The 19,505-nt window shown below is 68.8% G+C and carries 19 protein-coding genes and 1 tRNA gene; 12 read left to right on the top strand and 8 right to left on the bottom strand.

What is annotated here, in order from left to right:
- Positions 1-115: 115 nt before the first annotated feature.
- The 7 genes from ACXN5S_RS14020 to ACXN5S_RS13990 form a co-directional block, all read right to left on the bottom strand.
- Positions 116-1,045, bottom strand: coding sequence for an AEC family transporter (locus ACXN5S_RS14020; RefSeq protein ID WP_458606079.1), 930 nt, complete (start codon positions 1,043-1,045; stop codon positions 116-118).
- A complete protein-coding gene (locus ACXN5S_RS14015; RefSeq protein WP_458606078.1) occupies positions 1,042-1,845 on the bottom strand; it encodes an MBL fold metallo-hydrolase in 804 nt (267 codons plus the stop codon). Before ACXN5S_RS14015 ends, ACXN5S_RS14020 begins: the two co-directional genes overlap by 4 nt.
- The gene (locus tag ACXN5S_RS14010; protein WP_458606077.1) at positions 1,845-2,618 is read right to left on the bottom strand and encodes a TatD family hydrolase; all 774 of its coding nucleotides are present in this window, start codon (positions 2,616-2,618) and stop codon (positions 1,845-1,847) included. The genes ACXN5S_RS14015 and ACXN5S_RS14010 overlap by 1 nt, the downstream gene beginning before the upstream one ends.
- A 27-nt stretch (positions 2,619-2,645) precedes the next feature.
- Positions 2,646-3,758 (bottom strand): DNA polymerase III subunit delta', encoded by a 1,113-nt coding sequence (locus tag ACXN5S_RS14005; protein ID WP_458606076.1) that lies wholly within the window; start codon positions 3,756-3,758, stop codon positions 2,646-2,648.
- 89 nt (positions 3,759-3,847) lie between these two features.
- Positions 3,848-4,492, bottom strand: coding sequence for a dTMP kinase (tmk, locus tag ACXN5S_RS14000; protein ID WP_458606075.1), 645 nt, complete (start codon positions 4,490-4,492; stop codon positions 3,848-3,850).
- Positions 4,493-4,497: 5 nt separating this feature from the next.
- Positions 4,498-5,772 carry a D-alanyl-D-alanine carboxypeptidase family protein gene (locus ACXN5S_RS13995; RefSeq protein ID WP_458606541.1) on the bottom strand — a complete coding sequence of 425 codons (1,275 nt, stop codon included), beginning with the start codon at positions 5,770-5,772 and terminating at the stop codon, positions 4,498-4,500.
- Between the two features lie 116 nt (positions 5,773-5,888).
- On the bottom strand, positions 5,889-6,722 hold the full coding sequence (locus tag ACXN5S_RS13990) for an SPOR domain-containing protein (RefSeq protein WP_458606073.1): 834 nt from the start codon (positions 6,720-6,722) through the stop codon (positions 5,889-5,891).
- 304 nt (positions 6,723-7,026) lie between these two features.
- Between ACXN5S_RS13990 and ACXN5S_RS13985 the strand changes: the two genes are divergently transcribed.
- The 12 genes from ACXN5S_RS13985 (at position 7,027) to ACXN5S_RS13930 (ending at position 19,031) form a co-directional block, all read left to right on the top strand.
- Positions 7,027-7,116 (top strand) — tRNA-Ser (locus ACXN5S_RS13985).
- Positions 7,117-7,729: 613 nt separating this feature from the next.
- A complete protein-coding gene (locus ACXN5S_RS13980; RefSeq protein ID WP_458606072.1) occupies positions 7,730-8,554 on the top strand; it encodes an SDR family NAD(P)-dependent oxidoreductase in 825 nt (274 codons plus the stop codon).
- Positions 8,555-8,590: 36 nt separating this feature from the next.
- A complete protein-coding gene (locus ACXN5S_RS13975; protein WP_458606071.1) occupies positions 8,591-9,592 on the top strand; it encodes a BMP family ABC transporter substrate-binding protein in 1,002 nt (333 codons plus the stop codon).
- Positions 9,593-9,598: 6 nt separating this feature from the next.
- Entirely contained in the window at positions 9,599-11,110 is a 1,512-nt protein-coding gene (locus ACXN5S_RS13970) for an ABC transporter ATP-binding protein (protein WP_458606070.1), read from the top strand.
- Positions 11,110-12,150 (top strand): ABC transporter permease, encoded by a 1,041-nt coding sequence (locus ACXN5S_RS13965; protein WP_458606069.1) that lies wholly within the window; start codon positions 11,110-11,112, stop codon positions 12,148-12,150. The genes ACXN5S_RS13970 and ACXN5S_RS13965 overlap by 1 nt, the downstream gene beginning before the upstream one ends.
- Complete coding sequence (locus ACXN5S_RS13960; protein WP_458606068.1) at positions 12,147-13,052, top strand: ABC transporter permease; 906 nt, start codon at positions 12,147-12,149, stop codon at positions 13,050-13,052. Before ACXN5S_RS13965 ends, ACXN5S_RS13960 begins: the two co-directional genes overlap by 4 nt.
- Positions 13,053-13,075: 23 nt before the next feature.
- Entirely contained in the window at positions 13,076-14,020 is a 945-nt protein-coding gene (locus tag ACXN5S_RS13955) for a nucleoside hydrolase (protein ID WP_458606067.1), read from the top strand.
- Between the two features lie 539 nt (positions 14,021-14,559).
- Positions 14,560-15,600 (top strand): multiple monosaccharide ABC transporter substrate-binding protein, encoded by a 1,041-nt coding sequence (gene chvE, locus ACXN5S_RS13950; RefSeq protein WP_458606540.1) that lies wholly within the window; start codon positions 14,560-14,562, stop codon positions 15,598-15,600.
- A gap of 55 nt (positions 15,601-15,655) precedes the next feature.
- Positions 15,656-17,173 carry a multiple monosaccharide ABC transporter ATP-binding protein gene (gene mmsA, locus ACXN5S_RS13945; protein WP_458606066.1) on the top strand — a complete coding sequence of 506 codons (1,518 nt, stop codon included), beginning with the start codon at positions 15,656-15,658 and terminating at the stop codon, positions 17,171-17,173.
- A gap of 18 nt (positions 17,174-17,191) precedes the next feature.
- Positions 17,192-18,424 (top strand): multiple monosaccharide ABC transporter permease, encoded by a 1,233-nt coding sequence (gene mmsB / locus ACXN5S_RS13940; RefSeq protein WP_458606065.1) that lies wholly within the window; start codon positions 17,192-17,194, stop codon positions 18,422-18,424.
- Between the two features lie 30 nt (positions 18,425-18,454).
- Complete coding sequence (locus ACXN5S_RS13935; protein ID WP_458606539.1) at positions 18,455-18,799, top strand: SAM-dependent methyltransferase; 345 nt, start codon at positions 18,455-18,457, stop codon at positions 18,797-18,799.
- Positions 18,800-18,818: 19 nt separating this feature from the next.
- Positions 18,819-19,031, top strand: a complete 213-nt coding sequence (locus tag ACXN5S_RS13930) for a cyanase (RefSeq protein ID WP_458606064.1) — start codon at positions 18,819-18,821, stop codon at positions 19,029-19,031.
- 144 nt (positions 19,032-19,175) lie between these two features.
- Here the strand turns inward: ACXN5S_RS13930 and ACXN5S_RS13925 are convergent.
- The coding region (locus tag ACXN5S_RS13925; RefSeq protein ID WP_458606063.1) for a LysR substrate-binding domain-containing protein at positions 19,176-19,505 on the bottom strand (330 nt) is incomplete at its 5' end.

Below are 19,505 nucleotides of genomic sequence, written 5' to 3'. Positions count from 1 at the left end.
CGAGCTCTCCGCTGGTAGGGGCGTGGCCGGCATAAGGCGCTGTAGCGGGTAGAGAGGGGCGCCACCCCATGGGCCGGCGTGCGAGGTTGCTGCCTGAGGCGGGCGGTCTTGCCGCCTACGGCAACAGTTGCAACCAGGCCGATGCGGTGAAGATCGACAGACCAGTCGCGATCAGCACCGACGAGGCCGCCACCCTCCGCGCGGCACCATACATGTTCGCGAAGAGATAGGCGTTCACCCCCGGTGCCATCGCCGCCGTCACCACTGCCGAGCGGTAGGCCTCGACATCCAGCCCGAACCAGCGGCCCAGCCCGAAGGTTACCGCCGGATGCACGATCAGCGACAGGGCCGAGACATAGAGGATCGTCCGCATGTCGCCCTCGGGCCGGTAGCGGAACAGCACCCCGCCAAGCCCGAACAAAGCCGCCGGCAACGCTGCACGCACCATCAGGTCGAGCGCGTCGGCGAGGATCGTCGGCAGCGTCAGGCCCGAGAGGTTCACGGCCAGCCCCAGAAGAATGCCCACCACCAGCGCATTGCGGAACATCGCGCGCAGAACCTTCGCTGGCAGCCGCGCCAGGCTCTCGCCCCGCGCCTTGGCCAGCTCCATCGCCGTGATGCCGATGGCATAGAGCGAGGGCGCGTGGATCGAGATGATGGCGAGGTTTGCCTGCAGCGCATCGGGGCCATAGGCGCGCTCGGTGATCGGCAGGCCGAGGAGCAGCGAGTTGGAGAAGAGCGCGACGAAGCCGATGGCCACCGCGTCTTCCCAGTTCCGCTTGAAGATCAGCCGCGCGCCGAGCAGCCCCAGCGCGAAGCTGGTGAGCGCGCCGGCATAGAAGGCGATCAGCATCGGCGCTTCGAAATGCGCCGAAAGGTCGAGCGTGGAGATGCCGCGGAACAGCAGGCAGGGGATGGCGAAGCCCTGAGCGAAGCGCATCAGCCCGTCGATATGGTCGTCGTTCAGAAACCCGCGCCAACGTGCCACCCATCCGAACGCCAGCACGATGAAGACCGGCAGGATGACCGGCAGCGAGGTCATCATGGGCCGGCGTCCAGCTCCAGCTCCAACCCGTCATAGGCGGCCGAGATATGGTCGGGCGTCTCCGCCTCCAGCGCCGCATGGTCGAGATCGACATGCATGTTGGTCAGCACCGCTCTCTGAGGTTTGGCGCGCGCGATCCATTCCAGCGTTTGCTCCAGATGGGCATGGCTGGGGTGGGGCTTGCGGCGGAGGGCATCGACGATCAGGCAGTCGAGGCCTGAGAGGCGCGGCCAGACGCGCTCGGGGATGCCGTTCACATCCGGCAGATAGACCAGCCCACCGATGCGGAAGCCAAGAGCGGTGATGTCGCCGTGCTGCACGCGCAGCGGCTCGAAGCTGAGGGTCCCGCCCGCGCCACTCACCGTGAAGGGCGCCTCGATCAGGTTCAGATCGCAGATTGGCGGATAGGACGAGCCCTCGGGCGTCGCGAAGACATAGGAGAAGCGCTCGAGCAGCATGTCGGAGGTCTGCCCGTCGGCCCAGACCTGCATGCGCCGCCGGGTGTTGAAGACGATCATGCGCAGATCGTCGATGCCATGCACATGGTCGGCATGCGGGTGAGTGTAGACCACCGCATCCAGCGCGCCCACGCCGGCAGCCAGCAGCTGCGCCCGCATGTCGGGCGAGGTGTCGATCAGCACGCGGGTTACGCCGCCCTCATCCTCGCGCGTCAGCAGGATCGAGCAGCGGCTGCGGGTGTTCTTGGGGTTTTCGGGGTCGCAATCGCCCCAATGGCCACCGAGCCGCGGCACCCCGCCGGACGAGCCGCAACCGAGGATGCGTACCGTCAGCCGCGCCATCAGGCGGCTTTCGCGAAGATGCGGTGGAAGTTCTCGGTCGTCTGCGCGGCGAAATCTTCGGGGCTCAGGCCGAAGACCTCGGCGCCCACCTTAGCGGTCTCGGCCACGAAGGCCGGCTCATTGCGCTTGCCGCGATGGGGCGGCGGGGCGAGATAGGGGCTGTCGGTTTCTACCAGGATGCGCTCAAGCGGCGCCTTGGCGAAAATCTCGCGCAGATCCTTGCTGCGCGGGAAGGCCGCGATGCCCGACATCGAGAGATAGCCGCCGATCGCCAGCGCCCGCTCCGCCAGCTCGGGGCTGGAGGAGAAGCAATGCATCATCAAGGGGTAGGGGGCGCGGGCAAAGCCCTCTTCCAGGATCGCGGCCATGTCGCTATCGGCGTCGCGAGCATGGATGATGAGCGGCAGCTGGGTTTCCTGCGCGGCCTCGATATGGATGCGCAGCGAGGTCTTCTGCACCTCGGCGCTCTCGGCGGTGTAGTGATAATCGAGCCCCGTCTCGCCGATGCCGACGAACTTGGGGTGGCGGGCCAGCTCGACCAGCTCGTCCACGCTGACCAGCGGCACCTCATGGGCACTCATCGGGTGGGTGCCGGCGGCGTAATAGACGGTGTCATTCGCCTCGGCGATGGCGCGCACGGCGGGTTCACGGTCGAGCCGGGTACAGATCGTCACGAGTTTGCCCACGCCGGCATCCCGTGCCCGCGCGAGGAGGTCTTCGACCTCACCCTCGAAATCGGGAAAGTCGAGATGGCAATGAGCGTCGACGAGCATGAAGATCCGATGGCTGGAGCGTGAGTTTCAGGCCGCGGCGCGCGCCGCCTCTTCGATCCTGAAAAGCATATCGAGGATCAGCGAGGGAGGGTCAAGGTTGACCGCCCGCGCGGCGCGGACGCGGGCGCTCAGATGCTGGCCGAGGTCGGCCCATCCGCGCGCCGCCCGGTCATGCGGCGACAGGCGGGCGAGCAGCCTCGCCTCGCCCGGTGCGCCCTGCGTTTCGGGCTCGCCGACCAGGCCGGCGCGGGCGGCGCGGGCGAGGAACAGGTCGATCAGGCCGAGCGCCAGCTCGAAGCGCCCCTCGGCCCCGCGCGCGCCGACCTTCTCGGCGAAGGCGATGGCGGCGGCGCGGTCGAAACCGGGTATGCCCTCGAACAGGCGCACGATCTCGGCATAGAGCTGCAGGCCATCGTCGGCGACAAGGCGCACGGCCCGGCCAGCCGAGCCGCCTGCAAGCACCGCCAGGGCCTCGGGCGCATCGGTGGTGACGCCCTGTTCGGCGAGGACGGCGGCCAGATCCTCGGCGCCGAGCGGCTCCAGCCGCAGCATGCGGCAGCGCGAGCGGATGGTGGGCAGAAGGCGGGCGGGCTGGTGCGAGATCAGCAGCAGGGTGGTGCGGGCCGGCGGCTCCTCCAGCTCCTTCAGCACGGCATTGGCGGCGGTGACGTTCATGTCGTCGGCCGCATCGACGATCACCACCCGGCGCCCGCCATCGGTGCTGGAGAGGTGGAAGAAGCTCTTGAGCTTGCGCACGTCCTGCGCGCGGATCTCGGCCGACAGCCGGTCGCCCTTGTCGTTCGGGCCGCGCTTGACGACGGCAAGCCGCGGGTGGGCAGCGGCGCGGATCAGGCGGGCATCGGGGTGGTCAGCGGGCAGGCCGAGGGCAGGGTCCTCGCCGAAAAGGCCTGCCTTGGGCGTCTCGCCGGAGAGCAGGGTGCCCGCCATCCGGTAGGCGAAGGTGGCCTTGCCGATGCCCTCCGCCCCCGTGATCAGCCAGCCGGAATGCAGCCGGCCAGAGGCGATGGCCCCGGCGACCGCCGCCTCGGCCTCGGCATGGCCGTGCAGAGCCGTCGCCTCACGGGGGTGGGCGGCGCCCTCCACCTGGGTCGGGTCTGGCAGATCGGCGGGGTCGGGCATGGGCGGCTTTCGGCAGGGCGGGGCGCGTGGGGGAGCGTATGGGGAAACCGGGCGGTGGGAAAGGCGGGGAGCGCCTCGTAGGGCGGGCTTCAGCCCGCCATCGCCAGAGCCGCCTTCGCCGCGCTGAGCACATCCGCCGCGATCGCCTCTTCGGGCCGGTTCGCGTCGATCACCCGAAAGCGCTCTGGCGCAGCATCGGCGAGGGCCAGGAAGCCCGCCCGCGCCCGCTCCTGCATCTCGAGACCGAACCCCTCGAAGCGCAGCTCGCCGCCGCGCTTCAGGCCGCGGGCCAGCGAGGTGGCGGGGTCGGCGTCTAGAAGGAAGGTCACATGCGGCTCGATCCCGATCATCAGATCGTGGAGGGCGTCGACCTTGGCGATAAGGTCTCCGCGCGTCAGCCCCTGATAGACGCGGGTGGAATCGGCGAAGCGGTCGCAGATCACCAGTTTGCCCTCCTCCAGCGAAGGGCGGATCAGCCGCTCCAGATGGTCGCGGCGGGCGGCGGTGAAGAGCAGGATCTCGGTCTCGGGTGACCAGCGATCCTGCGCACCGGTCAGCACCAGCTCTCGGATCGCCTCGGCGCCCGGCGCGCCGCCCGGCTCGCGCGTCAGCACCGGCTCGTGGCCCTCGGCTGCCAGCGCGGCAGCCAGACGCCGCGCCTGGGTGGATTTGCCCGAGCCGTCGATGCCCTCGAAGGTGAAGAAGCGCCCCGGGGCGCGCGTGCCGGCTGCCATGGCCCTCAGGCGCCGTCGGCCGGGGCAGGCGCGGCGGCAGCTGTCTCGTCGCTGTACGGCACCTCGAGAGAGGCGCCATTGCCGAAGGCCGGCTCCAGCTCCGCCGCCGCCTGCGGGGCGAAGCGGTTGAGCAGCACGAGCCCCGCGATGCGCAGCCGCTCGCCGAAGCCGCCGCGCGCCACGGCGCGCTCGGCCACCAGCGGCAGGCGCACCTCGCTCAGGCCCTCGCGGGTGACGACCAGCTCGCCCAAGACCTGGCCCTCGGTGATCGGCGCCTCGACCGGCTGCTGCCAGATCGCCTCGATCTCGGCCTCGCCGCCGCCGGTCACCGGCATCAGCAGGGTCAGATCGTCCTCCAGCACCAGCCCGACTTCGGACTGCGCGCCCATCCAGACGCTGGCGGCGGCGATGCGGGTGCCGGCCTCGGCCAGCGACGCTTCGGAGAATTGCCGGAAGGCCCAGTTGGTGATGCGCTCAGCCTCTTCCCGGCGCTGCTCCTGCGTGTCGAGCCCGGTGATCACGAAGATGATGCGCCGGTCGCCCTGCTTGGCAGAGCCGACAAGCCCGTAGCCCGCCTCGGAGGTATGGCCGGTCTTCAACCCGTCGGCCCCGATGCCCAGCCCGAGGATCGGGTTGCGGTTCTGGCTGTTGGAGGGGACGCGCCCGTCGAACAGGAATTCCTGCTCGGCGAAGAGCGGGTAGAAGGTGGGAAAGTCGCGGATGATATGGTCGGCAAGGCGGCCAAGGTCATGCGCCGTCATCCGGTGGCCCACGGCAGGCCAGCCGTTGGAATTGGCGAAGGTTGAGCCGGTCATGCCAAGATCGGGCGCCCGCTCTGTCATCATCCGCGCGAAACCGGCCTCTGACCCATCGGGGCTGAGCGCTTCGGCCAGCACGCAGGAGGCGTCGTTGCCGGAAAGGACGATCACGCCGCGAAGCAGGTCTTCCACCTTGGCGCGCTCGCCGGAGCGCAGGAACATCGACGAGCCGTCGTAGGCCGAGCAATGCTCCGACACGAGCAGCTCTTCGGTGACCGACAGGCGCCCGGCGCCGATGGCTTCGAAGGCGAGATAGAGCGTCATCAGCTTCGACATCGAAGCCGGCGGGATCGGCGTGTCGGCATCCTTCGACAGCAGCACCGTCTCGGAGGTCTGGTCATAGACCCAGGCGGCGCGGGCCGGCGTGTCGAACGCCTGGGCCAGCGCCGGCGCGGCGCTGAGGCCGAGCGTGGCGGCCAGGCCACCGGCCAGCGTCCCGCGCAGCAAGCGGGCCGGGCGCATCCGGCGGCCAAAGGTGATTGCAGCGGCTATCGGGCGTCTCATCGCATCTTCCCTCTCAAGTCGCGGCCATGTCGGCCTGCAGGGGGCGGGGCGTCGGGCGCCCCGCGGCCCGGGCGTCAATTGCGGGTGAAATAGGCGTCGGTAAAGCCGAGCCCCTTCACCGTTTCGAGATCGGCGGCGCGCTCGCTCTCGCTGGCCGCGGGGCCGACGATGACCCGCCAGAAAGTCGTGCCCTGGCTCGATTGCTCGACGACCCGCGCCTCCAGCCCGTTCGAGCGCATCGCGGTGGCAGCGTTGCCGGCATTCGCCTCGACCGAGAAGATGCCGATCTGGATATAGGGCCGGTCGAGGCTGGAGCTCGCCGCGGGCGCGGCCATGGGGGAAGGCACGGCGGCGGCGGGCGCCGGGGCAGGGGCCGCCAGCGCGCCATCGAGCTCGGCGGTGGTGATCTCGCCCTCGGCCTCGTCGAGCAGCGCCTCGGGCGCCGTCGCATCGGTGGGCGCGGGCTCAGAGGCCGCCTCGCGCCGCAGAGCGGTGACGTTCAGCATCGCCGGCGCGCCGGCGAGCATGCCAAGCGCATCGGCGGCATCGGAAGAGACCTGCAGCGCCGGCCCGACACTCTCGCGTTCGCGGCGGAACAGGGCCCCGATGACGAACTGGCCGTTTTCGGTATTCCGGATGATGACCCGCTCGGGATCGCTCACGTCAGGATGGGCCACCCAGACGCCGCCGAGGCTCGGCCGGCCGTCCCAGAGGCCTTCTTCGGTGACCTGAAAAACCTCTGGCGCCTCGACATCGATGTCGACAAGCTCTGTGGTGCCGCCCGCGGCGGGGGCTGCAGCGGCGCCCTCCTGCGAGGTCAGGAAGGCCGGCATCTGCAGACCCTCTTCGCATCCCGCAAGCCCGGCCATCATGGCCAGCGCCAGCCACACCCTGCGGCGTTCGGCCATGCCTGTCATCGATCCCCTCACGTCGTTCCGCCCTGCCTGCCTTGGCCCTGTCGCCAGCCTGCCCGCGAGGATCGTCGCGCCCCGCTTGGCCGGCTCTGCCGGCGGCCATGCTGCCGGCCTATGCGATCTGGCGGGCCTGCTCGCCCCTCTTACCCGGCCCGCCCGCTGCGGACGGCCCGGCCTTTGGCGCAGAGCATAGCGGCGCCGCCTGCGCAATGAAAGGCCACCCACGCGCCGCCTGCCTGTTTCCGCTGACGCTTGCGACTTGCAGCGGGCGGGGCGGAGCGCGATAAGCAGCCCCGCCGGAGGAGTGGCAGAGCGGTTGAATGCACCGGTCTTGAAAACCGGCGTGCGTGAGAGCGTACCGTGGGTTCGAATCCCACCTCCTCCGCCACCTGCCCCGCACAGTTTGTGATCTGCCGCTTTATGGCTGAAATCTTCCCAGATTTCGGGGCTCTTGCGGCGCGTAGCCAATTAAGAGACCGGATCTGCGGCCGTCTAGGCCCCCCGATCCTCCTCCAAGTCTCAAATCGCTGATGGCCTCGGCGCGGTTTTTGCACCGGCGAATTGCGCGCGAAGTTGGCGTGCGGAAAGGCATAAAATAACAATGACTTACAGAGAGATTCCCTAAGTAAAGGAACAGAGAAACCGCTCTTCTAGGCGTCTAGATCAGCCTAGGCCGGATCACCGGCCCCCGCCACCAGCCTCTCCTCCGTGCCCGTGCCCGTGCCCGAACCCGATATGTAGCGGGCGACGGCAGGGGAGGCTCGGAAGTGCTGGCCTCGGCAGAGTCGGCCCTTCGCGACGGCGCGGCTGGCCTTCCGAGAGTCCCTGAACCGAGCATCCCGGCAACCGCGGATTCACACTGCCTAAAAGTCAGCCTAATCGCCCGATTTCGCCTCTTTGGCACTCAAACCGCCGGCCCGCGCCCCCGCCTCGCCTTGACCGCGCGCGGCTGTAGGCGTGGCGTCTACCACCGACGGACAGATCTGCTGCAGGACGAATTCATGGGCGAATACAAGACACTCCGATCCGACCACCGACTGGCGGAGCGGGCCGCCCCCGTTCCCCAGCGTCACTCAGGCCGGGCCCTGCTGGTCACCGGCGGCGCCAGCGGCATCGGGCGCGCCGTGGCCGAGAGACTGGTCGCCGAGGGAGCCAGCGTCATGATCGCCGACCTGCCCTCCGACCGCCTGACCGGCACCGCCGAGGAGATCGGCGCGCAAGCCGTCGCCTGCGACGTGGCCGATCCCGACGCGATCGCGACGGCCATGGCCGAGGTGGCCGCCAAGCTCGGCCCCCTCGACGGCCTCGTGAACTGCGCCGCCATCGTGCGCCATACCGACCCGCTGGAGATCCCGCGCGAGGATTGGGAGCTGCAATACAGGGTCAACGTCTTCGGCGCCTACGACATGGCCGTCGCCGCCGCCAAGATGATGATCGACGCCGGCAAGCCCGGCGCCATCGTCACCCTTGCCTCCGAGGCGGGCAAGAAGGGCCATCTCGACAGCCTCGCCTATTCCAGCTCCAAGGCCGCCGTCATCTCGTGGACGCGCATCCTCGCCGCCCGGCTGGCGCCGCATGACATCAACGTCAATTGCGTCTGCCCCGGCGGAGTCGCGACGCCCATGCTGCGGCAGGTGGCGGAGGATTACAGCAAGGTCACAGGGGAGGACCCCGAGGCCGTCTTCTCGCAGATGACCATGCCCCAACTCGGCCGCCACATCGCGCCCGCCGAGGTGGCCGCCGTCATCTCCTTCCTGCTGACGGACGACGCCATGCTCGTGCGCGGGCAGGCCATCAACGCCGATGCCGGCGACACGCCCTACTGACCCCTCCCCAAGGCTCACTCGACAAGGATACCCCTGATGAAATTCCCCCTCGCTGCCGCCTCCCTCCTCGCCCTCTCCGCGCCCCTCGCCGCGCAGGAGTACCAGTCGATCATCTACGTCTCGCCCAACCCGGTGGGCATCAACGACTTCCTGCAGCTCGGCGCCGACGGCACGATGCGCATCGCCGAGGAGATGGGGCTCGAGGCGAAGATCTTCGAAAGCTCCGACCCCACGGTGAAGCTGCAGAACCTCGAGGCCGCCGCGCAGGAAGCCGACATCGTCGTCGCCATCACCTTCGAGTTCGACGAGATCCTCGCCGACGTGGCGCGTGACTACCCCGAAACGCAGTTCCTGCAGGTCGACAGCTGCACGCCCGATGCGCCCGAGAACGTGCATTGCTCGGTCTTCCGCGAATACGAGACGGCCTTCCTCGCCGGCGCCGTGGCGGCGCTGACCTCCGAGACGGGCACGATCGGCGCCATCGGCGCGCTCGATATCCCATTCATCCACCGCTACACCGACGCCTTCATCGCCGGCGCCGAGCATGTCATGCCCGAGATCGAGGTGGCGCCGACGCTCTGGATCGGCGGCGACAACCCCTTCGCCGACCCGGCGCGCGGCCAGCAGCGGGCCACGATCATGGCCTCGGGCGGCGCCGACCGCATCCTGACGGCGGCCTCGGGCACCAATGGCGGCGTCTTCCGCGCGCTGGAGGATTTCCCCGGCGCGGCGGGCTTCGGGGTGGACATCAACCAGTGCCTGCAGGCGCCGGGCGTGGTGATGGACAACGTCGAGAAGAACACCGACATCGTGGTCGAGATGGGCGTGCGCGGCATCATCGAGGGCACCCAGCCCGCCGTCGTGGCGCTGGGCCTTGCCGACGAGGGCATGACGCTCACCAGCCTCAAGCCCGGCGTCGAGGACAGCGAGTGCCTCATCGCCGACTACCCCGAGGTGATCGAGCAGGTCGCCGCGCTCCGCGACCAGATCGTCGCGGGCGAGCTGGAGGTCGCCGACCCGATGCAGATGGCCGAGTAAGCCGGAATGCAATGGGAGCTCGAAACCATCGGCGTGACCAAGCGCTTCGGCCCGGTCACCGCCAACGAGGGCGTGGACCTGCGCGTGAAGAAGGGCGAGGTCCATGCCGTGATGGGAGAGAACGGCGCGGGGAAATCCACCCTGATGTCGATGCTCTACGGGCTCCTCCAGCCGGATGACGGCGAAATCCTCATCGCGGGGCGGCAGGTGCATTTCACCTCCGCCCTCGATGCCATCGGCCACGGGCTCGGCATGGTCCACCAGGCGTTCCAGCTCTTCGAGGAGCTGACGGTCTGGGAGAACATCGTGATGGGCGCCGAGCCGGCCCCCCGCGGCTTTCTCGATCGGCGCCGGGCCATCGCATCCGTCGCTGGGCTCGCCGAGCGCTATGACCTCAAGGTTGACGTGACACAGCGGGTGCGCGATCTCTCCGTCGGCATCCGCCAGCGGGTCGAAATCCTCAAGGCGCTCTACCGCGACGCGCAGATCCTCATTCTCGACGAGCCGACGGCCGTGCTCACCCCGCAGGAGCGCGACGGGCTCTTTGCCGTGATCCGCGCACTGCGCGACGACGGTCGCACGATCCTCTTCGTCACCCACAAGCTGCACGAGGTGATGGAGATCACCGACACCGTCACCGTCCTGCGGCAAGGCCGGGTGACCGAGCGGATGGCGACGAAGGAGAGCACGCCCGAGGCCATCATCACCGCCATGACCGGCCGCTCCGTCAGCCTCGACGTGGCCAAGGGCCCGGCGACGCCCGGCGAGACGGTGCTGGAGGTGGCGGGCCTCACGGTGGGGCAGGGGCCGAAGCCCGCCGTCGCCGATGTCTCCCTCACCGTGCGGGCCGGCGAGATCGTCGGCATCGCCGGGGTGGCGGGCAACGGGCAGAGCGAGCTGATCGAGGCCATCGCGGGCCTGCGCCCCGCCTCGGGCCGGGTCACGCTGAAGGGCAGGGACATCGCCTCCCTCCGCGTGGCCGAGCGCCGCGAGGCGGGTCTCGCCTATATCCCCGAGGACCGCGCCGCCACCGGTACCGCCGCCGGCGCGACCGCCGCCGAGACGCTGCTGATGGGCCGGCAGGGCGACGCGGCGCTGGCGCGCGGCGGGCTCCTCAACCTTCCCGCCATTTCCGAGCGGGCACGCCGCCTGATCGCGCAGAACGACATCCGCATCTCCTCCGAGCGGGCGAAGGTCGGCACTCTCTCGGGCGGCAACCTGCAGAAGGTCGTCATCGCCCGCGAGCTCGATCACGAGGCGCCGCTGCTCATCGCCGAGCAGCCCACGCGCGGTGTCGACGTGGGCGCCATCGAGGCCATTCACGCCCGCATCGTGGCCGAGCGCGATGCCGGGCGCGCCGTGCTGCTCGTCTCTGCCGAGATGTCCGAGATCCTCGGCCTCTCCGACCGCATTCTCGTGATGTACGAGGGCCGTATCCTTGCCGAGCTGCCGGCCAGCGAGGCGACGGAAGCGCAGCTCGGCCTGCTCATGGCCGGCCGCACCAGCGAGGCCGCGTGATGGAGCGCCTGAAGTTCCTCCGCCCCGGCCCCGTGCCGCTCGCCATCCTCTCCGGCCTCGTCATTGGGGCGCTGATGCTGCTGATATCGGGCGACAATCCCCTCGTCGCCTACCGCGAGATCGTCGAGGGCGCCTTCGCCCCCCGCAACTGGCCCAATACCTTGAGCTGGGCGATCCCGCTCGTCGGCATGTCGCTCGCCGCCGCCATCCCGCTGCGGGGCGGCATGGTGAACCTCGGGGGCGACGGGCAGATCGTCATCGGCGGCTTCGTCGCCGCCGTGGTGCCCGTCTACCTCGCCGACGCGCTGCCGCTGCCCGGGTTCCTGCTCGCCACCATCGCCATACTCGCCGCCATGCTCGCCGCGGGCCTCTGGGCGGCCCTCGCGGCGCTGGGAGAGACGCGGCTCGGCATCCCGATGCTGATCTCCTCGCTGCTCCTCAGCTACCCCGCCATCGGCCTCACCTCGTGGGCGACGGGCTTTCCCCTCCGCGATACCTCCACCGGCCTCACCCAGACGCGCCCGGTGCCGCCGGGGGCGGAACTGCCGGAGCTCTTCGGGCCGGTGACGATGGGCCTCGTCCTGATGACCATCGTCGTCGCCGCCGTCATCTATGTCGACCGGCGCACCGTGCCCGGCTACGAGCTGCGGATGCGCGGCCTCAACCGGCGCTTCGCCGAATACGGCGGCGTGCGCACCGAGCGGCAGGCGCTGGGCGCGATGTTCGCCAGCGGCGCCATCGCCGGGCTCGTCGGCGCCATCGTGGTGCTGGAGGTGCATCACCGCTTCCAGAACGGCGCGCTGGTCTCGCCGAGCTACACGTGGTCGGGGCTGATGGCGGCGCTGCTGGCCGGCGGCAACCCGGCGCGGGCCGTGCTCGCGGGCTTCTTCTTCGCTGCGCTGCAGACCGGCGGCTTCGCCATGCAGCGCGAGATACAGGTGCCGCGCGTGCTGTCGATGGTGCTGCAGGCGATCATCATCCTCTTCGTCTCGCTGCGCTACGGGGTGGGAGGCGGCCGGGGGCCGAAGGACCGGCCATGAACATGCTCAACGCCTACACGGTCAACGCCACCATCGGCGGCATGACCCCCATCCTGCTCGCCGCGCTCGCGGGCGTGCTCTGCGGGCGGGTCGCCGTCTTCAACATCGCGCTGGAGGGCAAGATCCTCATCGGCGCCTTCTTCGCTATCGTCGGCAGCTATTTCACCGGCTCCGCCCTTGGCGGCGTCCTCTGCGGTGTGCTGGCGACGATGCTGTTCTCGACGATCCTCGCCTATGGCGTCACGCGGTTTCGCGGCGACAGCATCGTGCTGTGCATCGGGATGAACCTGCTCGCCTCGGGCCTCACTGCCTATCTGCTCCGCCAGATCTTCGGGCAGGCGGGGGTCTTCTCCGACCCCGCGATCGCCGAGGTCGACCGCATCGTCATCCCCGCGATCAACACGGTGCCCTGGCTCGGCTGGATCTTCTCGCGGCAGACGCCGATCACCTATCTGTCGTGGCTGCTCGTCATCGTCGTGGCCATCGTGCTCTTCCGCACGCCCCTTGGCCTTCGGATGCGCGGCATCGGGCAGAACCCCGAGGCCGCCACCACGCTCGGCATCGACGTCGGCCGCACCCGGCGCTGGACGGTGATCGCCGCCGGCGCGCTCTGCGGGCTGGCCGGGGCGCAGCTCTCCATCGGCACGGTGGGCATCTTCGCCGAGGGCATGAGCGCCGGGCGCGGCTGGATCGCCGTCGTCGCAGTCATGCTGGCGCGCGACAACCCGATCTGGGCCGCCGCCGTCTGCCTGCTCTTCGCCATCGCCGATACCTTCTCGGTGCAGCTTCAGGCGCAGGGCCTGCCCAACCAGCTGACCGACGCGGTGCCTTACGTGATCACCCTCGTCGCCCTCGTCATCGGCGCCCTGCGGGGCCGCCGCCGCCGGATGGCCCCCGTCTAGACCCCCGTTCAAGAAGAAGACCCATGCCCCAGAAGATCCTGCTGGATGTCGACACCGGCATCGACGACGCGCTCGCCATCTACTACGCGCTCCGCCACCCCGAGCTGGAGCCGGTCGGCTTCACCTGCGTCTTCGGCAATACCGATGTCGATATCGCCACGGTCAACACGCTGCGCATCCTCGAGCTTGCCGGCCGCCCCGAGCTGCCCGTCGCCATGGGCGCGGCCCGCTCGCTCCTCTGGCCCTACACGCGCGAGGCCGATTACGTGCACGGGTCCAACGGTCTCGGCGACATCGAGCTGCCGGAGCCGGCCGCCAAGGCGACAGGCGAGCACGCCGCCGATTTCATCATCCGCATGGTGAAGGAAAGCCCCGGCGAGATCGCGCTCTGCCCCGTTGGCCCGATGACGAACATCGGCCTCGCCCTCGCCAAGGCGCCCGAGATCGCGGGCCTGGTCAAGGAGATCGTGGTCATGGGCTCGACCCTCGCCCATCCCGGCATCCACGGCGTGGCCCGCCCGATGGTGGATGCGAACTTCCACAACGACCCCGAGGCCGCCCACATCCTCATGCAATCGGGCGCGCCGATCACGCTCGTCGGCATGGACGCCACGATGACGACGCTGATGTCGCGCGACATGATGGACGATATCCGCGCCAACGGCACCGAGGCGGGGCGGGTGCTGATGGAGATCACCGAGTTCTACGTGCGCTCCTACGAGCAGATGCACCCCGGCATCAAAGGCTGCCCCCTGCACGACCCGCTCGCCGTCGCCGCCTGCCACGCGCCGGCCCTTCTGACCCGCGAGCGCCTGCGCATCGACATCGAGCTCTCCGGCGCCCTCACGCGCGGCCAGGCCATCCCCGACCGCAGGCCGATGGGGCTGGAGCGCGCCAACTGCGAGGTGGCGATGGGGGTGGATGCGCCGCGCTTCGAAGCGATGTTCCACGAGACGATGCTGATGTGAGCCGCCCGCGCCGGGGTGGCGAAGGAGCCAGGCCGCTCAGCTTCAAACAGGGAAGCTGAGCGGGTTGCGATCATGGCCCATCAAGCCATTCCGTCCTGCGCACGTATCTCCCGCCGAGGCTCTGTTGCTTTATTCGGGTGCTCGCCAGAGCTCCTCTCTTCCCGAACGGACTTATCCCGCGGCTCCGTGACGGGTATGCCGGCCAGTTCTTGGTCGTTTAGCTCGGGGATGTGAGCCTGCTCGTGCATCCCAGCTACCCCGCTGGATTCGCGAAATGAATCCCTCAACAGCTTTGTGCAACAGATCCGCTTCCAGCTGGAAGACGCTGGCTGCTTTGCCGCGCCCATTCAATCAGGCTTGCGCGATAAAAGGCATACTATATTACTTATCTCGGGCAGTCGGCTCGCAAGGGTCGATCATGCCTCCGGCAGAGGGTCATGACCCCCCGTGTCGGACAAGGGAGGAACGGCGCCGCCCCGTGCGCCGACACGTCTAAGGAGGACGATCACGTGAGACTGACCCGCCGTGCGGCCCTGGCCATGAGCCTGGCCACCGCCACCCTCGCCGCCGTTCCAGCCTTCGCGCAGGACATGGGCACCATCGGAATCGCGATGCCCACGCAATCCTCGTCCCGCTGGATTTCCGACGGCAACTCGATGGTCGAGCAATTCGAGGAAGCCGGATACGACACGATCCTGCAATATGCCGAGGACGACATCCCGACGCAGCTCGCGCAGGTCGAGAACATGATCACCCAGGGCGTCGACGCGCTGGTGATCGCCGCCATCGACGGCACCACGCTGTCGAACGCGCTGGAAAACGCCGCCGCCAGCGGCATCCCGGTCATCGCCTATGACCGGCTGATCCGCGACAGCGCCAACGTCAACTACTACGCCACCTTCGACAACTTCCAGGTCGGCGTGCAGCAGGCGGAAAGCCTCGTCGCCGGCCTCGAGGAGCGCTTCCCCGATGTCGAGCCGTGGAACGTCGAGCTCTTCGGCGGCAGCCCGGACGACAACAACGCCTACTTCTTCTACGACGGCGCCATGAGCGTGCTGCAGCCGCTCATCGACGACGGCAGCGTCAACGTTGTCTCCGGCCAGTCGGGGATGGACGTCGTCGGCACGCTGCGCTGGGACGGCGCGGTGGCGCAGTCGCGCATGGATAACCTGCTCTCCGCCAACTACGGCGACCAGCAGGTCCACGGCGTGCTGTCGCCCTACGACGGGCTGTCCATCGGCATCCTCTCCTCGCTCAAGGGCGTGGGCTACGGCTCGGGCGACATGCCCATGCCGATCGTCACCGGGCAGGACGCCGAGATCCCCTCCGTGAAGTCGATGCAGGCCGGGGAGCAGTACTCCACCGTCTTCAAGGATACGCGCGAGCTGGCGCGGGTCACCGTCGGCATGGTGCAGGCGCTGCTGGAAGGCGGCGAGCCGGAGATCAACGACACCGAGACCTACGACAACGGCGTGATGGTCGTGCCGTCCTACCTGCTCGAGCCGGTGTCGGTGGACAGCTCGAACTACGAGGACGTGCTCCTCGGGTCCGGCTACTACACCGAAGACCAGCTGCAGTGAGCCAATGGCGGGGCCCCCGAGCCGGGGCCCCGCCGCGCGACAGGGGGGCACGCACATGGCCGCACTGCTGGAGATGCAGGCGATCACCAAGACATTTCCGGGGGTCCGCGCGCTCGACGAGGTGAGTTTCACCGTCGAGGAGGGCGAGGTCCACGCGCTTGTGGGCGAGAACGGCGCCGGCAAGTCCACCCTCATGAAGGTGCTGTCGGGGGTCTACCCGCATGGCAGCTACGAGGGGCAGATCCTCTACGACGGCGCCGAGGCGCGCTTCCGCGACATCGCCGACAGCGAGGCGGCGGGGATCGTCATCATCCACCAGGAGCTGGCGCTGGTGCCGCTCCTGTCGATCGCCGAGAACCTGTTTCTCGGCAACGAGCAGGCCCGCGGCGGCGTGGTGAACTGGCCGGCCACCTACCGGCGCACGGAGGAGCTGCTCGCCAAGGTCGGCCTCAGCGACCCGCCGACGCGGCTGGTCGGCAAGATCGGCGTCGGCAAGCAGCAGCTGGTGGAGATCGCCAAGGCGCTCGCCAAGGACGTGCGCCTGCTCATCCTCGACGAGCCGACGGCGGCCCTGCAGGAGCAGGACAGCGCCAAGCTGCTCGATCTCATCCTGGAGCTGAAGGCGCAGGGCGTCACCTCCATCATCATCAGCCACAAGCTCAACGAGGTGCGCAAGGTCGCCGACCGGGTGACCGTCCTGCGCGACGGCGCCACGGTGGGCACGATGCCCAACGCCGACCTCACCGAGGACCGGATCATCCGCGACATGGTCGGCCGCGATATGGCGCATCGCTACCCGCAGCGCACGCCGAAGATCGGCGAGACGCTGATGGAGGTGAAGGACTGGACGGTCTGGCACCCCGAGCAGGCCGACCGCAAGGTGATCGACGGGGCGGACCTGACCGTCCGCGCCGGGGAGATCGTCGGCATCGCCGGGCTGATGGGCGCCGGCCGCACCGAGCTGGCGATGAGCATCTTCGGCCGCTCCTACGGCACCAACATCAGCGGCGACGTCCGCATGAAGGGCCAGCCCGTCGATACCTCGACGGTGCCGCGCGCCATCCAGGCCGGGCTCGCCTACGTGACGGAGGACCGCAAGGAGCTGGGCCTCATCCTCGAAGAGCCCATCGTGCGCAACATCACGCTCGCCAACCTCGCCGGCGTCTCGAACGGCGGCGTCCTCAGCAGCGGCGAGGAGCAGCAGGTGGCGGAGCGCTACCGGGGCGCGATGAACATCCGCACGCCCAACGTGCACCAGAAGGTGGTGAACCTCTCCGGCGGCAACCAGCAGAAGGTGGTGCTGTCGAAATGGCTCTTCGCCGAGCCGGAGGTGCTGATCCTCGACGAGCCGACGCGCGGCATCGACGTGGGCGCGAAGTTCGAGATCTACGGCATCATGAACGACCTCGCGGCGCAGGGCAGGGGGGTCGTCATGATCTCCTCCGAGATGCCCGAGCTGCTCGGCATGTGCGACCGCATCTACGTGATGAACCAGGGCCGGATCGTGGGCGAGCTCGCCGCGTCCGAGGCGAGTCAGGAGGCGATCATGGGCCGCATCCTGGCCGATGAATGAGGGGGCAATAGGCAAGACATGAGCACCAGCGAACCCAATACCGGCGTGGCCGACGAGCGCCCCGCCGAGCATCCCAGCGGCATCGGCGCCTTCCTCGGCAGCCACCTGCGCGAATACGGGATGCTCTTCGCCCTCATCGCGATCATGGCCTTCTTCCAGATCGCCACCGACGGCACGCTCTTGAAGCCGGTGAACATCACCAACCTCTTCCTGCAGAACAGCTACATCATCATCATGGCGCTGGGCATGCTGCTGGTCATCGTGGCCGGGCATATCGACCTGTCGGTCGGCTCCGTCGTCGGCTTCGTCGGGGCGCTGGCAGCGGTGATGATGGTCAGCTGGGACTGGGCGGTCTGGATGACCATCCCCGCCTGCCTGCTCGTCGGCGCCGCCATCGGCGCGGCGCAGGGCTACTGGGTGGCCTACTGGCGCATCCCCTCCTTCATCGTGACGCTGGCGGGGATGCTCGTCTTCCGCGGCGCCTCGCTCTGGCTCTTGGAGGGGCAGTCCGTCGGCCCGTTCGAGCGGTCCTTCCAGTCGCTCTCCACCGGGTTCATCCCGGATTTCCTGCCCTTCGTGAAGACATTCCTCGGCATGGAGCGGCTCAACGGCTTCGCCGTCGTCGTCGGGGTCGTCCTCGCCGCGGCGCTGGTGCTCAGCGGCCTGCGCACCCGCCGGCAATCGGCGCGCTACGGCATGGATATCGAGCCGATGGCCTTCTTCGCGCTGCGCAACGTGCTGGTGGCCGGCGCCATCGTCTTCATCGCGTGGAAGCTGGCGACGTTCCGCGGACTGCCCAACGTGCTCATCACCATGGGCGTGCTGATCGTGCTCTACGCCTTCATGACGGAGAACACGACGCTGGGCCGGCGCATCTATGCGGTGGGGGGCAACCTCAAGGCCTCCAAGCTCTCGGGCATCAAGGCCGAGCGGCTGACCTTCCTGACCTTCGTCAACATGGGGATGCTGGCGGCGCTGGCGGGGCTGATCTTCGCGGCCCGCCTAAACACGGCGACGCCCAAGGCCGGCAACGCCTTCGAGCTCGACGTCATCGCCGCCGTCTTCATCGGCGGGGCCTCGATGTCGGGCGGTGTCGGGCGGATCGTGGGGGCCGTGGTGGGCGCCTTCATCATGGGGGTGATGAACAACGGCATGTCGATCCTCGGCATCGGCATCGATTACCAGCAGGTGATCAAGGGCCTCGTGCTGCTCGCCGCCGTGATCTTCGACGTCTACAACAAGAACAAGTAGGGCCGGGCCCTTGGCTGGCCGCAGGAGCATATCGACCGCCTGATCGTCGCCGCCGCGCGGGAGGGCAAGCGCGTGGTGCGGCTCAAGTCGGGCGATCCGTCGATCTTCGGACGCGCCGCCGAAGAGGTCGCGGCCGCGCGCGCGGCGGGGATCGAGGTCGAGATCGTGCCGGGCATCACCGCCGCCTCCAGCCTGATGCGGACCCTGACCGAGAGGGGAGACACCGATATGCCAATGGCGGTCCGATCAGTACGCGCTGGCGGCGGTCGTCTACGACCTGCTCACCGGCCGTCTGCCCTACGGCGCCGATGTTGCCCGCATCCGCTCGCGCGCCGATCAGCGCCGGCTGACCTATCGCCCGTCGCGGGGCTATGACTCGGGCGTTCGCGACTGGATGAATGCCGCGCTCGCCCGCGCGCTGCACTGCCTTTACGAAGTCGTCGGCGTCTACGCCCCGACGATCAAGGCGCTGGTTCATGAAAAGTTCGGCGACGGCATCATGTCGGCGATCGACTTCGACATGTCCGTGACCCGGGTCGAGAACCCCAAGGGCGACCGGGTCAAGATCGAGATGTCCGGGAAGTACCTAGGCTACAACAGCTGGTAATGGCCGCCAGTCACAAGGGGGCCGAAAGGCGTGCCCCCTTGTGAGAACCAGTTTTCAGGCGTCGGTCTGTCGAGACTGCGCAAAGCCCGGCAGGTCCGCGCCTCAAGCGAAGGTCATGGGTCAGGTTGGATGCGGGCCCGACGGTTACAGCCCCGCGTGGGCCGAACGGATAGCGCGAGATCCAGACGGCGGTTCTCCGGCAGGCAAGCCCTGCAACATGGCAAGAAAAGCGCGCACGGCCGGGTTGGCTCGCCGGCTCTCGGGCCAGAGAGCCGTGATGTTGCTGCGCTCAACGGCAAACTCGGAGAGAACCGGCGCCAACTCCCCTCGTTTCACGAACGGCGCCGCGACGAAGGTCGAGAGCATCCCTATGCCGCCTCCGGCCACGACCGACGCCACCAGCGCCTCGCTCGCATCGACCGTGATGCCAGCGGACAGCATCAGCTCGCTCTCGCGATCTCCGATCCGGAATGG

The organism is Pseudoroseicyclus sp. H15 (genome assembly GCF_054353345.1).
The sequence above is the reverse complement of the archived record's forward strand: the minus strand, read 5'-3'. Positions and strand labels throughout refer to the sequence as shown.

Excerpts from the sequence above, each read along its gene's own strand:
- ACXN5S_RS14010 (WP_458606077.1), bottom strand. The coding sequence starts at position 2,618 with ATGCTCGTCGACGCTCATTGCCATCTCGACTTTCCCGATTTCGAGGGT.
- ACXN5S_RS13960 (WP_458606068.1), top strand. The coding sequence starts at position 12,147 with ATGAACATGCTCAACGCCTACACGGTCAACGCCACCATCGGCGGCATG.
- ACXN5S_RS14020 (WP_458606079.1), bottom strand. The coding sequence starts at position 1,045 with ATGATGACCTCGCTGCCGGTCATCCTGCCGGTCTTCATCGTGCTGGCG.
- ACXN5S_RS13980 (WP_458606072.1), top strand. The coding sequence starts at position 7,730 with ATGGGCGAATACAAGACACTCCGATCCGACCACCGACTGGCGGAGCGG.
- mmsB (WP_458606065.1), top strand. The coding sequence starts at position 17,192 with ATGAGCACCAGCGAACCCAATACCGGCGTGGCCGACGAGCGCCCCGCC.
- ACXN5S_RS13970 (WP_458606070.1), top strand. The coding sequence starts at position 9,599 with ATGCAATGGGAGCTCGAAACCATCGGCGTGACCAAGCGCTTCGGCCCG.
- ACXN5S_RS14005 (WP_458606076.1), bottom strand. The coding sequence starts at position 3,758 with ATGCCCGACCCCGCCGATCTGCCAGACCCGACCCAGGTGGAGGGCGCC.
- ACXN5S_RS13930 (WP_458606064.1), top strand. The coding sequence starts at position 18,819 with ATGAATGCCGCGCTCGCCCGCGCGCTGCACTGCCTTTACGAAGTCGTC.
- ACXN5S_RS13990 (WP_458606073.1), bottom strand. The coding sequence starts at position 6,722 with ATGGCCGAACGCCGCAGGGTGTGGCTGGCGCTGGCCATGATGGCCGGG.
- ACXN5S_RS13995 (WP_458606541.1), bottom strand. The coding sequence starts at position 5,772 with ATGCGCCCGGCCCGCTTGCTGCGCGGGACGCTGGCCGGTGGCCTGGCC.
- ACXN5S_RS13975 (WP_458606071.1), top strand. The coding sequence starts at position 8,591 with ATGAAATTCCCCCTCGCTGCCGCCTCCCTCCTCGCCCTCTCCGCGCCC.
- ACXN5S_RS14015 (WP_458606078.1), bottom strand. The coding sequence starts at position 1,845 with ATGGCGCGGCTGACGGTACGCATCCTCGGTTGCGGCTCGTCCGGCGGG.
- ACXN5S_RS13955 (WP_458606067.1), top strand. The coding sequence starts at position 13,076 with ATGCCCCAGAAGATCCTGCTGGATGTCGACACCGGCATCGACGACGCG.
- ACXN5S_RS13965 (WP_458606069.1), top strand. The coding sequence starts at position 11,110 with ATGGAGCGCCTGAAGTTCCTCCGCCCCGGCCCCGTGCCGCTCGCCATC.
- chvE (WP_458606540.1), top strand. The coding sequence starts at position 14,560 with ATGAGCCTGGCCACCGCCACCCTCGCCGCCGTTCCAGCCTTCGCGCAG.
- tmk (WP_458606075.1), bottom strand. The coding sequence starts at position 4,492 with ATGGCAGCCGGCACGCGCGCCCCGGGGCGCTTCTTCACCTTCGAGGGC.
- mmsA (WP_458606066.1), top strand. The coding sequence starts at position 15,656 with ATGGCCGCACTGCTGGAGATGCAGGCGATCACCAAGACATTTCCGGGG.